The sequence below is a fragment of the Arcobacter sp. CECT 8989 genome (genome assembly GCF_004116715.1).
GTDB lineage: Bacteria > Campylobacterota > Campylobacteria > Campylobacterales > Arcobacteraceae > Halarcobacter.
The window spans coordinates 157,419-172,412 of the sequence record NZ_PDKE01000001.1; the positions used below are offsets into that span (position 1 = coordinate 157,419).

Genomic DNA, 14,994 nt, shown 5'->3' on the forward strand with positions numbered 1-14,994 from the left:
TTAATTTATACCTTATAAACTCTATGAGTTTCATTTTCATAAATTAATATTAGTTTATCAAAAGGATATTCCCAATTTATTTTAGTTAATGAGTTAATATCAACAATTACATGAGTTATATTATGCTTTTTAATAATTGAAAACAAATCTTTTGAAGGAAAAGGATATTCTTCTAAATAATTATTTTGTATATTTTCCGTCAAATTACCTGGTTGCCACCATATTCCATTAGCTTCAGTTCTTGCACAAATATCTAAAGTAAGTCGTAATGGAATAGGCAAAATATTATTAGTTTCTGAAAAATGTATATTTTCTAATAAATCAGATAAATATTTTGTAGAAAAATTTTCTTTCTGAAATTTTAATAGTTTCAAATATAAAATAAAAAATATACTTACATAAACTCCATATATTATAAAAAAATATTCTTTATTAGGTAATAAATCATTTACAAATATATAAGATAAAAGAAAAGGAAACAAAAAGTATGTTGTGTATTCAATATAACGATAAGATTCACCAATAAAATTAAATGTTTTTGTTGAAACAATTAAATATGTTAAATATATAGAAATAAACAAAGGGATACTGTTATTTAATAATTTATCATTAGTATAAAAGTAAGTAATAAACAATAAAATTATTTCGGGTATAAATAATATACCTCTTATAGGTTCTTTAAATATTACATTATACAAATTTTTTAAATTTTTATTCTTGAAAAACCCGACCAAATCTTTTTTAGAAATAAAAGAAGATAATACATGTTTTCTTAGCTCACTTTTAGCAAATGTCTTTTGGTAGAGTTTTAAATGTAGGTATTGAAATTTTAAACTTCGAAGAAACCTTTTACTTTGTAGTATAATAGCTAATATTAGACCTAAAAATAAAATTAAAATAGGTACAAATGAAAAAGTAAAAAATGAAAAAAACAATGTAGGTATTATTAATGCCTGTCTTGCAAAATTTGATGTTAAAAAAGATAAAGAGGAAAAAAGTATTGATAAAAGAATAAAATAATCATTATCTGAACTAAAAAAAATCAATAAAGTAAAATAATAAAAAGAAGTCAAAATTTTTGCTAAAAAACGTTCACCTAAATCTAAATAAGCAATATTGGTCCCAAATGAATAAAAATTTGTTATAGATGTAATAAATAAAAAGAAGCAAATAATAATGAAAAAAGAACTTGAACTATTATATTGAATCAAATTATTTGAAATAATATGTTCCACTAAAAGAAAATAAATAAGTCCAAATATACAAAAGAAAAACAAATTAATTTTATATCTTGATTCTATAGTTTTTTTAGAAAAGAGAGATGCTATCATATGATAAAAGACAGCATACGACATAGGTCCCTCGTTTTTTATTAAAAATTGTTTCACATAAATTGAAGTTATTTTTTCTTTAAATGTTTTAATTATAGTATAATGACCTGAGGCATCACCAGATATACCATCATCAAAATGAAAAGAATGTAACTTAATGACATATATTCTAAAAATATATAAAAAGCATACTAAAAAAAAATATAAAATTAAATTATCCATCACATTCCTTAATTAAATTTGAAAATCCAGTAAAACCTAAATTAAATAAAGCATCTAAAGAAGAAAGATGGGAATAGAATTCTTTATTATTAATTTGATTATATGAAGGGTGTTCAAATTCCTGAAAAATAAATTCTATATTATTTTTTTTAAAAGTATCAGGTTTAATAAAATCTAAACAACCTGTTCCTGAATAATATTTATTACAATTAACTTCTTTACATAATCCTAAAACTAATTCATTAGATGACAATTCCAATAATTCAGATTTTTCTTTCACTAAATTGCTACTAAAAATAAATTTTATATCTAATTCCATTTTTTCTGCTATCAAAAAAATAAATTCATTATTAAAACTACTTAAAAATTTATGATTTTTCATATATATTTTTTCTATTTCAGGATAAACTTCTTTAAAATATTTACTTTTACCATAAGCTTGTTTTAAAGTACCAAGATGTTTTTTTATAAAATTTTGCTCATAATTTATTTCTGTTTCATTAATTAACTGAAATGATTGCCCTGACTTTTTTAAAGGAATTGTTAACCACTGTTCTTTATTATTTAATAATATTTTATTTCGACTGGACCAACTTTTACCTCTAGTTATTTGTACATGATCAAAAATAATAAATGTATTTGTTAAACTAAGTTTATGAAAGAAACCTAACCAAGGAAAAAAATCCGGTTGATGAATTGCAAGTTTAATCATTATATTCCTTTTTTATTAATTTTAATTTAGATTCCATTTTCTTGAGATCATTTTCATTATAATTATGTTTTCTTTTTACAAACTCTTTTGGTTTATTTATAATTGAAAGTTTATTTTCATTAATTTTATTTATTTTTGTTATTATAGAATTTAATGTATTATAAGGGTCACTACATAATTTTTCATAAGAAATAATAATTAGTCTATCTTCAGGAATATTATCCAAAAGTTTAAAAAAATGTCTTTTTAAAAAGAAAATCTGGCCTGCAATTTGTGTAAAAGGATCCATATTCTTAATTTTTATGTAATCATTTTCTAAAGGATAAGAACTCCACCAATCATTAATATTTTTATTATTTATTTGTCTTGCTTTTAAAATAGACATTCCAATATCTAATTCATTTCTATCAATATAAATAAAAAAACTTTTTTTATTAAAATTTTCTAAATTCTCTAAAACTGGAAAAAATAAATCTAAAGGCTTATAAACTAAAGATTGTTGATATATATTTGAAAGTTGATTTATCTTTTTAGAAAGTTTATGTAAATTATCATTAGTAATACTATTATATAATTTATGAGTTTCATCTTTTTCTAAATACTCATGCCAAAACCAAGAAAACTCATGAGGATTTGCAAAATTTAAAGCTCTTCCATAAAATGATTCGTAATTATTTGATTTGAAATCACCTAATACATATTTACTTAAATGAGCACCAACTAAGGGGACTTTCCAAAACTTAGAAGAAAGTTCATCTACACAATTAACATTTAGACAATTGAATAAAATTTGTCCTATTAAAGTTGTCCCAGATCTTGGTAGTCCTAATATAAATAAATTGGAAAACTTTTCAGTAGAGTCAATATTTTTACTTAATTTTTTCTCTAAATGAGTTAAATCAGTATTTAATTGATTTAAAAAATCTAATTTATCCATAGTTACCTTTCTTTATTCATAAATATACTCATAATACCAACTCTCGGGATGAGTTAAAAGATGAAAACAACTAGGAGAGTCATCTAACATATGCTCAATAGGAGTTCTTCTATCATTTTCTAATAGCTTTCCATTATCATAAGACTTCCATTTAGTCCATTCACTATCACTTACATATCTACAGTTATTCCATAACCTTTTGTCATACGCTTCATAAACTAATCCAAAATCTGACGGCTTATTTTTATCCCAAAAATTTAAATTATTATAAGGTGTTCTATCCCCATGTGAAGCTGTTCCATAAACCTTATCTCCTATTAGTAATTCAAATAAATCTATCTGTTGCTTTAATAAATTATTTTTATTTAAATTGCAATATTCTCCCACATCTTCAAGTTCTGTATGTAAGGATATTTCACACCCCATTGATTTTAGTTTTTGAATAATCAGTATATTACTAATTGATAATAAATTATAATTAGAAGCATGTAATCTAAGATAGATACTTGCTCTAATTTTAAGTTCAGTAAATATTTTATAAATATCTCGTAATCTTTCTATCTTAATATCTACATCAATTCTATTAATAAAAACTTTTTTCTGACTATCAAATTCATCTAAAAAAAACTCTTTTAAAGTTATTATTTGATAATTATTTGCTAAAGCTGTTTGAAATATTTCTTTATAATACTTAAAAGTAAAATTATCCATTTAACTCCTTACTTAATTCTTTTTTATCTGGAAAATTAACAAGCACTCCCATTCCTTTTTTTTGATATACTAGCATACTACCTATAGCACAAGCTGAAGCATTTGCTTTTTCTACAACTTCACCTAAATGTTCAACTTTACCACAGCCACCATTTGCAATAACTGGTATCTGAACATTACTTGTTATCTTTTTTATGAGTTCAATATCATAACCTTCCCAACTTCCTTCCTTATCAATAGAAGTAACTAATAATTCTCCTGCACCTGCTTTTTCAAGTTTTTTTACCCAGGAAACAATATCTACATTTTGTTTTTTTCTTCCATGATGAGAATATATTTTCTGAGTACCCCAAAAACTATTTTTTATATCTATTGAACAAACAACACTCTGAACACCAAAATAATTAGAAATTTCTTCTATTAATTTTAAGTTATTAAAAGAACTTGAATTTATAACAACTTTTTCAAAACCTATTTTAAATATTTTTTTTGCATCATCTAAGCTTTTAATATTTCCACCATAACTTAATGGCATAAAACATTCATTTGCAATATCTTCAAGTATTTTAAAATTAATATCTCTATTTTCTTTTGATGCAAAAATATCCAAAAACATTAATTCATCAACTTCTAGTTCATTAAATATTCTAACAGTGTTAACAGGGTCACCAATATAATTATATTCTTTAAACTTTACTGTCTTTACAAGACTTTCATTTTTTAATAATAAACAAGGAATTAATCTAGTTCTTAACATATCTATATCCCTGCAAAATTTTCAAAAAGTTTCATACCAAATTTATGGCTTTTTTCTGGATGAAATTGTGCACCAAAAATATTATCTTTTTGAATAGCACAATCAAATTCACAACCATAGTTTACTTTTAAAATAGAATTATCTTCATTTTTTACTTTCACAAAATAAGAATGTACAAAGTAAAATCTAGTTTCATCAAATTCTTCAAAACCATTAGTAAGTAAACTCTTATTTGATTTTTTAACTATATTCCATCCCATATGTGGAATTCTATAATTTTTAGCAATTCTATCTTTAAAACTGATAGCCTCAGCATCTATCCATCCAAGTCCTGATATAGTGCCCTCTTCACTTGAATTAGTCAATAACTGCATACCTAGACAAATTCCTAGTATGGGTATTTGTTCTTTTAAAGCTTTTTCATTTAATACTTCTTTTAAATCAGTTTCATTTATCTTTTTCATTGCTGTATCAAAAGAACCAACACCAGGAAGTAAAATTTTTGATGCTTTTTTAATTTTATCAATATCACTTTCAATTATTGCATCTACACCAATATATTTAAACATATTTTTTATTGAACCTAAATTTCCCATTCCATAATCAACTATTGTAATCATTTTTTATCATCCTTTTTTATAGGAAAACAATATTTAAGATAAAAGCTCATTGGTACCAAGTTTGCTTTTGCTAATATTTTAAATAATGGTCTAAGAAATTCAAATCTTTTTTTATAGGTAGGATATTCAAACCAATTTTTTGGGTTTCTTGACATCACTCTAATATACTCTTCATTAGTTAAGCCAAGTCTTTTTTTAAAATATTCTAATAAATCTTTTTCTACATTAGGCTCTTGTGAATACTCAGCCCATGCTTCAAGCCTATCTTTTTTACCATTTCTTACTAGTGCAGATAAAGTATTATTTCTAAAGTCTGTATTAAATTTTTGAGGAGCATAAATACCATGAAAAAAAGCTGTCATTCTATTTTCTAAATGATGTCCACCATAATATTTCCAGTCATACTCTTTTTCTAAAAAAGCTCTTGCATCCTCTTTATTATAATCTATGTACCAAAAAGGTCTAATTTTTTTTATCTGTGCAAACATACTCCAAAATAAAAATTTACTAAAAGTCATTAAAGGATAAGATTTCATAGGTAATCTACCAAACTTTTTATGAATAGATTTGATGTATTTACCATCAAAATAGTTTCTTCCTACAGGAGTAATACCTTCAGTAATAAAAGAGTGCCCTTCTAATACATATTTTACCTTGTATTTCCATGCTGCTCTATACATTACTTCTGCAAGAGCTAAATCAGTTGAAGCTTCTATTTCTGCTACATCTGCATAAAAAAAAGATTTAAAAATATCATCTGATTCTTTATTATCAATTACATGGGTATATAAATCTACATCCAATGCAGTAAGAACTTTCCTAATATTCTCAGTAGCAATTGCTGTATTCCAAGTATTATCATAATGAACAGCAAGAGGTCTTAAGCCCCATTTTTTAGCAAGATATAGCATATAAGAAGAATCTGTACCACCACTTACTCCAATAATACAGTCATACTTCTTATTCTTACCAGCTTTTTTTATTTTATTAATAATTTCAAAAAATTCTTTTTTCCCTTTTTCTTGCCCTGTTCCATACTCTTTAACTAACTTATCAACTTGATGACAATAATTACATACTCCATTTTCATCAAATTCAATAGAAGCTACTCTTTCATCATAAATACATCTAGAACAAACTTTTAAATTGGTATTTAATTCTTCTTTAATTATCAATTACATTTCCTTTTATTTTTATAGGAGTACCAAATGCTTTTGAATTAGCAGGAATATTCTTATTTATAAAACTATTTGCTCCAATTATTGAACCTTTACCTATTTTTATACCTTTTTGAATAATGACATTTGGTGCTATATAACAATTATCTTCAATAATTGTTTTTGAATATTCATATTTTTCTTTTCCTCCACTTATCGCCCAGTTAATACTATCATGTGAATAAATTTGTACTCCTGCTGAGATAGAACAATTTGAACCAATTTCTAAATTACCACTTCCATCTAAAAGCACATTTGGTCCAATCCAAGTATTCTCACCCACTTTTACATTTCCTATGACTATTGCACTATCATAAATACTACTACCATCTCCAAAACCTAAATATTTAGCCTTTTCCCACCTATCATTTATATATTCTCCAAATGGTAAAACTCTATTAAATTTTAATTTTGTAATATCTCTTTTTTTTAAAAAAAGTTTTAATAGTTTTTTATACATAAATATTACTCCACTCTTCAAAATTTAAAAGACTCCAAATAAACAATCGTCTATTTTCTTTGCCACTTAAATGCTCATTTATAAGTTTAAACGTAGCATCTTTATCCATATATTTATATATATTTGCATTTTCATTTAAAAGTTTTGCTTTTACAAACTCTATACTTTCACCTTTAAACCAGCTTTGGTCAGGAGAACTAAAACCTTGTTTTACCGCTTTATGAATATCTTCTGGGATATACTTACTCATAGCTTTTCGCAATATAACTTTTCCATCATTAGTTTTTTGCATTTTACCTATTTCATTTTCATTCATCTTAACTACTTTTTGTAAATCACCAAGTTTATATTTAGCTGGTACTTTTTGTGCAAAATCTACTAAATCATTATCCAAAAATGGTACTCTTGTTTCTAAACTATGTGACATAGAAAGTTTATCATCAACTACTAGTAAACCATGTAAAAAAGTCTTTGCTTCAAAATATAAAGAATGATTTATATACTCTTCAGGAGTCTGACTCTTAATAGGAATATTAAACACATTTGCAAATATATCTCTTGTCCATACTTTTTCTGTATCACTTAAAATAGGAGAAAATACATTTTTTATATCTTTATTATCAATAAGCCTTTTCCAAAAACTATAATATTTATCTATATAATCATCAAAGTTATCATTATTTACTGCTTTGTAGTATCGCCAAGGATAACCTGCAAAAAGTTCATCACCACCTGCTCCACTTAATACTACTTTTACAAACTTTGAAGCAAGCTTTGCTGCATAATAGTTTGGATAACTTTGTCCTACTCTTGGTTCTTCCAAATGATAAGCAAAATTATTAATGCATCTTTCCATATCGCCAGATTTTAAAACCATTTCATAATGCTCAGTTTTAAACTTGTATGACATATACTCAGATTTTGCTCGCTCATCAAAACTAAGTTCCATACCACTAGCACTTGACAAATCAAAACCTACTGTAAAAGTTTTTAAAAAATCATTTGATTTTTTAAAATGATTTGAAGCTATAGCAGTTATACTTCCACTATCCATACCACCGCTTAGATAACTTCCTACTTGTACATCAGCTACAAGTTGACGCTCTACTGCTTGAATAAAAAGTCTATCTAGTTCTTCGATATATTCTCTTTCATCTTTTATTTTTTCTGGTTCAGAAAAATCAAAATCCCAATATTGTTTTTTCTCTATTTCTTTACTTAATAAATTAATTTCAAAATAGTGTCCAGCTTCAAGTATTTTGATATCTTTGTGGAGTGTTTTATTTGTAAATATATTTTGAAATGTAAAGTACTCAAGAAGTGCTTCTTTATCTACTTCACTTTTATAATCTTTATATTCCAAAATAGACTTTATCTCACTTCCATATATAAAAGTTTTATCCTCAGATAGATGATAATATACAGGTTTTATTCCATACCTATCTCTACAAAGATAAAACTTTTTATTAAAGTTATCATAAAGAGAAAATGCAAACATACCATTAAATCGCTTGATACATTCTATACCCCACTCTATATATGCATATATAATAACTTCTGTATCAGTATAACTTTTAAATCGATGTCCTAATTCTTCAAGTTCTTTTCTTATTTCTTTAAAGTTATATATCTCACCATTATAAGCTATCCAAATATTTTTAGACAAGTCACTCATAGGCTGATGTCCAGCATAAGAAATATCTAAAATAGAAAGCCTTCTATGTCCCATGTAAAGATCATAATCATGAGAATGTAATTCTCTTTGTGCAGAACTTGATTCAATGCTAGGAAGCATATCATCTATATTTTTAAATCTTTCATCTGTAAGATTTTGATAAAAAGAAATTCTTTTATTATGTCTTGCACCTGTATGAAAGCATAAATAACCTGCATCATCAGGTCCTCTATGAGCGATTTTATCTGCCATAGTTTTTATATAATTTACATCTATAGATGGTCTATTTAACGATAATGCTCCTACTATACCACACATATTATTTTAATGCCTCTTTTATATTTAAAATTACATAATCAAACTCTTCTTCAGACATACCAGCATAAAGAGGTAATGCAATAGATAATCTATCTGCAGCATAACTCATAAGAAAATCTTCATCACTAAAATTATTTTTGTTTTTATAATAACCTAAAGTATGTACAGCATGAGTACCTTGTCTTGTAGCAATAGACATATCTTCTAATTTTTCCATAAAAATATTTCTTTTTATATTGATTCTATCAATTTGCTCTTTAGTAAGAGTAGAAATATCTTCTCCATCAGTAAAAATACAAACATATGATTGATATCCATGTTTATAGTTTTCAGGAGTAAAAGGAGACACAAGTTGAAATATATCTTTTAGTACTTCATCATATTTTGATGCAACTACTCTTCTACCATTCAGAATATACTCTTTTTTATTCATTTGACAAACCCCAAGTGCACCTTGCATATCTGTCATTCTATAATTATACCCTCTCATAGTAAAGTCAGGTAATAAAGAACCACCTTTTTCTTTGTGTCTTTGAAGGTCAGATTTACTTGCACCATGGTCTTTTAACTGAGATACTCTAATTGCAATATCTTCATCACTAGTAATTAACATACCACCTTCACCCGTACATATTGATTTTCTTGGATGAAAAGAAAAACAACCACAGTCTCCAAAAGTACCAGAGTGTTTATCTCCAATCCAACCATCAAAACCACAAGCACTATCTTCAATAACTTTCAAGTTATATTTTTTAGCTAAGTTTATAATATATGGCATGTTTGAGCAAAGTCCAAATAGATTTACTGGCATTATTGCTTTAATTGAATTATCACCTTTTATTAAGTCTTCTAATTTTGTTTCATCAATATTAAATGTTCTTAAATCAATATCACAAAATACAACTTCTGCACCAGTATATTCAACTGCATTTGCACTTGCCACATAAGTAAAAGAAGGAACAATTACTTTATCTCCTCTTTTAATACCCATAGCTTCAAGTCCTAAGTGCAAGGCAGTAGTACAACTTGTTGTAGCATGAGAATACTTAGCACCAGTAAACACACTAAACATTTCTTGAAATTTAGCTACATTGGGTCCTTGTACAACCCAACCAGTTTCAAGAGGTTTAACCATTGCTTCTTTTTCTTCATCACCAAAAATTGTTTTTGTAATAGGGATATTCATTTTCATAGATTAACCTCTAATTCCTTTACTCTCTCTCCAACTAATTAAGGCCTTTAATCCATCTTCTAAAGAGTACTTATATTTAAACCCAAGCTCTTTTTCTGCTTTTTCTCTTGATCCAATTCTATTTTGAACTAGTTGTCTAGCATCATCTTCACTATAAGGAATATAATTGATTTTTAAATTAGACTCCTTTAATTTTAACATTGTTTCACACAGTGTTTTAATAGTAGTTTGGATCTCTGTTCCAACATTATAGTATCCAAGTTTTACATCTGATTTAGCTGCAGATATATTACATCTTGCAATATCTTCGACATAAATAAAATCATATGCCTGACTTCCATCACCATTTACAGTAGGTTCTTCATTTCTATCAATTTTATTTAAAACAATAGGAACTACCCCACTATAAACAGCATGTTGATCTTGTCCTGGACCATATACATTCATGTATCTAAGTCCAACAATTTCTAAACCATATCTATCATTATAAGCTGTACACATTGCTTCACCAGCTATTTTTGTTGCACCATAGAAATTTTTATTATTGAAAGGATGGTCTTCTGTCATTGGAACTTGTACAGCATCTCCATAAACAGACGCAGAAGAACTATAAATTAATTTTTTAACTTTATGTTTTACACAAGCTTCTAATACATTAAAAGTACCAGCAATATTTACATCAAATGCTGTTCTTGGAAAATCTTTACAATGTAAAAGCCACATAGCAGCTAAATGAAATACATAATCTACACCTTCCATAGCTTTATCTAAAATATCAACTTCTCTTACATCTCCACCATAAGGGAAGATTGAACATCTTGAATCTTTTAAACTATCTTCAAGATTTTCCATCTTTCCACGGGTAAAATTATCATAAATAATAACTTCTTTTACAGGTTCTTTTAATAATTCACTTACAACAAAACCACCAATAAAACCTGCTGCACCTATAACTAAAACTCTTGCATTTTCTAATTTATTCATTATTATTTCCTTTATTTTTTTCAATTTCATTAACTACATATTTTGCGAAAGCAAAACTACAAGTAAATGCAGGGCTTACTGCATTTAAAATATGAGTTGAGTTTTTGCTGTGTTCAAGTACAAAATCTTGAACCAATTCATTTGTTTTTTTATTTAATAACTGAGCCCTTATTCCAGCAGGAATTGGCGTAAAGTCATTTCCTATACTTTTAACCATATCTTTTGCTTTTTGGATAAAAATATGTGATTGATAATTTTTCATTTCTTCAATTGCTAATTTTCTAAAATTAAAACTATTTTGAATAAACAACTTAGTTTCGAAGTATAGTATTTCAATCATTTCTTTAAAATTAAAATTACTTAAACCTTTATAGTTTTCTCTCCAAAAGGCTGGAATAGCAGTAGGTCCTATTTTTATACTTCCATCTACTGTAATTGTATAATGAACACCTAAAAAAGGATTTGCCAAATTTGGTACAGGATATATATTTGTTTTAATATCACTTTTATTTGTTGCATATTTTAAATAAATCCCTTTAAAAGGTAGTAAAGTGTAATCTTTTGCTAAACCAAATCTTTGAGCAATTTTATCTGCATATGCTCCTGCACAATTTATTAAATATTTATATTCTAAATCACTATTTTCAAAAGAAGTATTAAAATAAAAATTTATTCCTTTTTCTTTTAAAACCTCTTTTAATTTATAACAAACTTCTTTTGGATCTACACTTGCAGTATTTGGAGAAAAAAGTGCTTTTTTATAAGTTTTAATATTTGGATCAATTTTTGATACTTCTTCTTCACTTATAATTTTTGTCTCAACTCCATTTATTTCTGCTCTTTTTTGAAGTTCATATATCCCTTGAACTTCTTTTTCATTTTTTGCTACAACTATTTTCTGAGTTTCATTTACAAAAATACTATTCTTTTTGCAAAACTCTTTCATTAGTCTATTTCCATCTACTGTAAATTTTGCTTTTAAACTATTTGCAGTGTAATAAAAACCTGCATGAAGAACTCCACTATTTCTTCCACTTGCATGTTTTGCTACATCTTCTTCTTTATCAATAATAGCTATTTTTAAAGAAGAATTTCTTTCTTTTAGTTCATAGGCAATTGTCATACCTATAATACCTGAGCCAACTATTAAATAATCATAGATCATCTACTAAATATTCTCACTAATATATTCTATTTCTTCATCTGTTAAATAAGGATTCATTGGTAAGCTCATAATCTCTTCTGAAACTATTTCAGAGATAGGGAAAGCACCTTTTTTATATCCTAGGCATTCAAAACATTCCTGAAGATGCAATGGCATAGGATAATGCACTGCTGTTGGTATACCATTCTCTTTTAGAGAGGATTGTATATTATCTCTATTTTTTACTCTTACTGAGTATTGTGCCCAAGCGGAAGTTGCATTTTTATCAACAAAAGGTAAAATCAAATCTTTTCTAGATAAAGCTTTTGTATATTTACTTGCCACTTCTTGTCTTAGAGCTAAATCTTTTTCATAATATTTTAATTTTACATTTAGAATTGCAGCTTGAATAGTATCAAGTCTTCCACCCATACCAATATATTTGTGATGATACCTTTTGCTTTGTCCATGAACTCTTAATGATTTCATTTTTTCGGCTATCTCTTTATTATCAGTAAAAACTGCTCCTCCATCACCAAAACATCCAAGTGGTTTTGCAGGGAAGAAAGAAGTAGTTGAAATATCTCCCCATGCAGAATCTGTTATTGCATTAAAAGTAGAACCAAAACTTTGTGCACCATCAATTATCACTTTTAAATTATGTTTATTTGCAATATTTTGAATTTTTTCCATATCCGATGGTTGTCCATAAATAGATACAGGAATTATTGCTTTAGTTTTAGGAGTAATTTTATCTTCTATTAAATCTGGATTAATATTATAAGTCTTTTCATCGATATCAACAAAAACAGGAACTGCTCCTAAAAAAGCAATTGTCTCTGCCGTTGCTATAAATGTAAAAGGTGTAGTAATTACTTCATCACCAGGTTTTATATCAAGTGCCATCATAGCAAGAAGTAAAGCATCTGTACCAGAACTACATGAGATTGCATATTTAGCACTAGTAAACTCTTGAAGTGAGTTTTCCAATTGACTAATTTCCTCACCCATTATGTAGTTTGATTTATTTAAAACAGCATGTATAGCTTCATCTATTTCTATTTTGTATAATTGGTACTGATCTTGTAATTTTGCAAAATCTATTTTATGCATAGCAATTCCTCTTAATCATCATAATTAAATTATTCCTCTACCAAAGTTACTTCATCATTTTGAAGTCTATATTTACTATTATCAAATGAATCTATAGCGATGTAGTTTTCATCAAACTCTAATCTATTTCCAGAAATAGAAACCCATCCAATTTGCCTTGCAGGAACACCAACCATAAGTGCAAAATCTTTCACATCTTTATTTATTACAGAACCTGCTCCAACTAAAGCATATTTACCAATTGTATTACCACATACTACTGTTGCATTTGCACCAATTGAGCAACCTTTTTTAAGAAGTGTTACTTTAAACTCTTCTTTTCGTACTATAAATGACCTTGGATTAATAACATTTGTAAAAACCATTGAAGGTCCTAAAAAAACATCGTCTTCTACTTCAACACCTTCATAAATAGAAATATTGTTTTGAACTTTAACACCATTTCCAATATTTACTTTTGGTCCAACAACACAATTTTGTCCAAAAGAACAATTATCTCCAATTGTTGTACCACTTAATACATGAGAGAAATGCCATATCTTAGTATCATTACCTATTTTTACATTATCATCAATATAAGATGATTCATGGGCAAAATAATTAGACATTAGATAATCTTTTTACAAAAAGGATGATAATCATCTTTTAATCCAATAGGTGTCGTTTTTCTAATTTGAGACACAATATCTATTGACCCATAAGCTTCATCTAATCCAAACCCATTACCAGATAAGATCTCTTCATAAGACCTTGTATGTAAGTCTTTAAATCCACCAGAGAACTCTATCTCTTCACCTTCAACAGTGATTGATCTAAATGTAGTTTGCCCTTGTGCTTTTATTTCTTCTGGAATATAATCATAATTTACAGATAAAAACCATCTTACATTTGCATTTTTAAGTCTTAATAATCCTGCATTTGCATCTGGCTGTTTTAAGTGAACAATATTCTCTTTTACTTCACCAAAAATCCAAGATAACATATCATAAAAATGTACACCAATATTAGATGCAATTCCTCCAGACTTATCTTCATCACCCTTCCATGATACAAAGTACCACTTTCCTCTACTTGTAAGATAAGTTAAATCAATATCATAAATCTTATTTGGATTCTCTTCTAACTCTTGTTGAACTTTCTCTTTTAAAGTAATAATTGAAGGATGTAATCTTAATTGTAAAATATTATTTACTTTTTTACCTGTTTCATCTTCTATTATTTTTAACTGATCAATATTGTGAGGATTTAATACTAATGGTTTTTCACAAATTGCATCACAACCACTTTTAAGTGCAAATCTAATATGTGCATCATGAAGATAATTTGGAGTAGTAATTCCTATATAGTCTATTTTCTTCTCATTTTCTCTATGATACTTATCAATAAATCTATCAAACCTTTCAAACTCTGTAAAAAAACTTGCTTGAGGGAAATGAGAATCCATGATTCCTATTCCATCATAAGGGTCAAGTGCAGCAACTAGTTCATTCCCTGTTTCTGTAATAGCTTTCATATGTCTTGGTGCAATATATCCTGAAGCACCAATTAATGCAAATCTTTTTTTACTATTAGGCATTTAGTGCCTCCTTGCATTGAACTTT

At 26.8% G+C, this 14,994-nt stretch carries 15 protein-coding genes; all 15 read right to left on the reverse strand.

Annotated features, from left to right (window positions below; translation table 11 throughout):
• Positions 1-5: 5 nt before the first annotated feature.
• Genes CRV02_RS00640 through CRV02_RS00710 form a run of 15 tightly spaced genes read right to left on the reverse strand, consistent with a single transcriptional unit; the run spans position 6 to position 14,969 of the window.
• Positions 6-1,553, reverse strand: a complete 1,548-nt coding sequence (locus CRV02_RS00640) for a hypothetical protein (RefSeq protein WP_129088710.1) — start codon at positions 1,551-1,553, stop codon at positions 6-8.
• Complete coding sequence (locus CRV02_RS00645) at positions 1,546-2,265, reverse strand: WbqC family protein (RefSeq protein ID WP_129088711.1); 720 nt, start codon at positions 2,263-2,265, stop codon at positions 1,546-1,548. Before CRV02_RS00645 ends, CRV02_RS00640 begins: the two co-directional genes overlap by 8 nt.
• Complete coding sequence (locus tag CRV02_RS00650) at positions 2,258-3,202, reverse strand: sulfotransferase (RefSeq protein ID WP_129088712.1); 945 nt, start codon at positions 3,200-3,202, stop codon at positions 2,258-2,260. Before CRV02_RS00650 ends, CRV02_RS00645 begins: the two co-directional genes overlap by 8 nt.
• 12 nt (positions 3,203-3,214) lie before the next feature.
• The gene (locus tag CRV02_RS00655; protein WP_129088713.1) at positions 3,215-3,913 is read right to left on the reverse strand and encodes a hypothetical protein; all 699 of its coding nucleotides are present in this window, start codon (positions 3,911-3,913) and stop codon (positions 3,215-3,217) included.
• A complete protein-coding gene (locus CRV02_RS00660; RefSeq protein WP_129088714.1) occupies positions 3,906-4,670 on the reverse strand; it encodes an AglZ/HisF2 family acetamidino modification protein in 765 nt (254 codons plus the stop codon). Before CRV02_RS00660 ends, CRV02_RS00655 begins: the two co-directional genes overlap by 8 nt.
• A 2-nt stretch (positions 4,671-4,672) precedes the next feature.
• Positions 4,673-5,290, reverse strand: a complete 618-nt coding sequence (gene hisH / locus CRV02_RS00665; RefSeq protein ID WP_129088715.1) for an imidazole glycerol phosphate synthase subunit HisH — start codon at positions 5,288-5,290, stop codon at positions 4,673-4,675.
• Positions 5,287-6,465: an N-acetyl sugar amidotransferase gene (locus tag CRV02_RS00670; RefSeq protein ID WP_258239196.1), complete on the reverse strand. Its 1,179-nt coding sequence runs from the start codon at positions 6,463-6,465 to the stop codon at positions 5,287-5,289. Before CRV02_RS00670 ends, hisH begins: the two co-directional genes overlap by 4 nt.
• Positions 6,455-6,967, reverse strand: coding sequence for a DapH/DapD/GlmU-related protein (locus CRV02_RS00675; RefSeq protein WP_129088716.1), 513 nt, complete (start codon positions 6,965-6,967; stop codon positions 6,455-6,457). The genes CRV02_RS00670 and CRV02_RS00675 overlap by 11 nt, the downstream gene beginning before the upstream one ends.
• Positions 6,960-8,960 carry an asparagine synthase (glutamine-hydrolyzing) gene (asnB, locus tag CRV02_RS00680; protein WP_129088717.1) on the reverse strand — a complete coding sequence of 667 codons (2,001 nt, stop codon included), beginning with the start codon at positions 8,958-8,960 and terminating at the stop codon, positions 6,960-6,962. The genes CRV02_RS00675 and asnB overlap by 8 nt, the downstream gene beginning before the upstream one ends.
• Position 8,961: 1 nt before the next feature.
• A complete protein-coding gene (locus CRV02_RS00685) occupies positions 8,962-10,152 on the reverse strand; it encodes a DegT/DnrJ/EryC1/StrS aminotransferase family protein (protein WP_129088718.1) in 1,191 nt (396 codons plus the stop codon).
• A gap of 3 nt (positions 10,153-10,155) precedes the next feature.
• Positions 10,156-11,136 carry an SDR family NAD(P)-dependent oxidoreductase gene (locus CRV02_RS00690; RefSeq protein ID WP_258239197.1) on the reverse strand — a complete coding sequence of 327 codons (981 nt, stop codon included), beginning with the start codon at positions 11,134-11,136 and terminating at the stop codon, positions 10,156-10,158.
• On the reverse strand, positions 11,129-12,301 hold the full coding sequence (gene lhgO / locus CRV02_RS00695; RefSeq protein WP_129088720.1) for an L-2-hydroxyglutarate oxidase: 1,173 nt from the start codon (positions 12,299-12,301) through the stop codon (positions 11,129-11,131). Before lhgO ends, CRV02_RS00690 begins: the two co-directional genes overlap by 8 nt.
• 3 nt (positions 12,302-12,304) lie before the next feature.
• Positions 12,305-13,393, reverse strand: coding sequence for a DegT/DnrJ/EryC1/StrS aminotransferase family protein (locus CRV02_RS00700; protein ID WP_129088721.1), 1,089 nt, complete (start codon positions 13,391-13,393; stop codon positions 12,305-12,307).
• A gap of 29 nt (positions 13,394-13,422) precedes the next feature.
• A complete protein-coding gene (locus tag CRV02_RS00705) occupies positions 13,423-14,001 on the reverse strand; it encodes an acyltransferase (protein ID WP_129088722.1) in 579 nt (192 codons plus the stop codon).
• Entirely contained in the window at positions 14,001-14,969 is a 969-nt protein-coding gene (locus tag CRV02_RS00710; RefSeq protein WP_129088723.1) for a Gfo/Idh/MocA family oxidoreductase, read from the reverse strand. The genes CRV02_RS00705 and CRV02_RS00710 overlap by 1 nt, the downstream gene beginning before the upstream one ends.
• Positions 14,970-14,994: the final 25 nt, after the last annotated feature.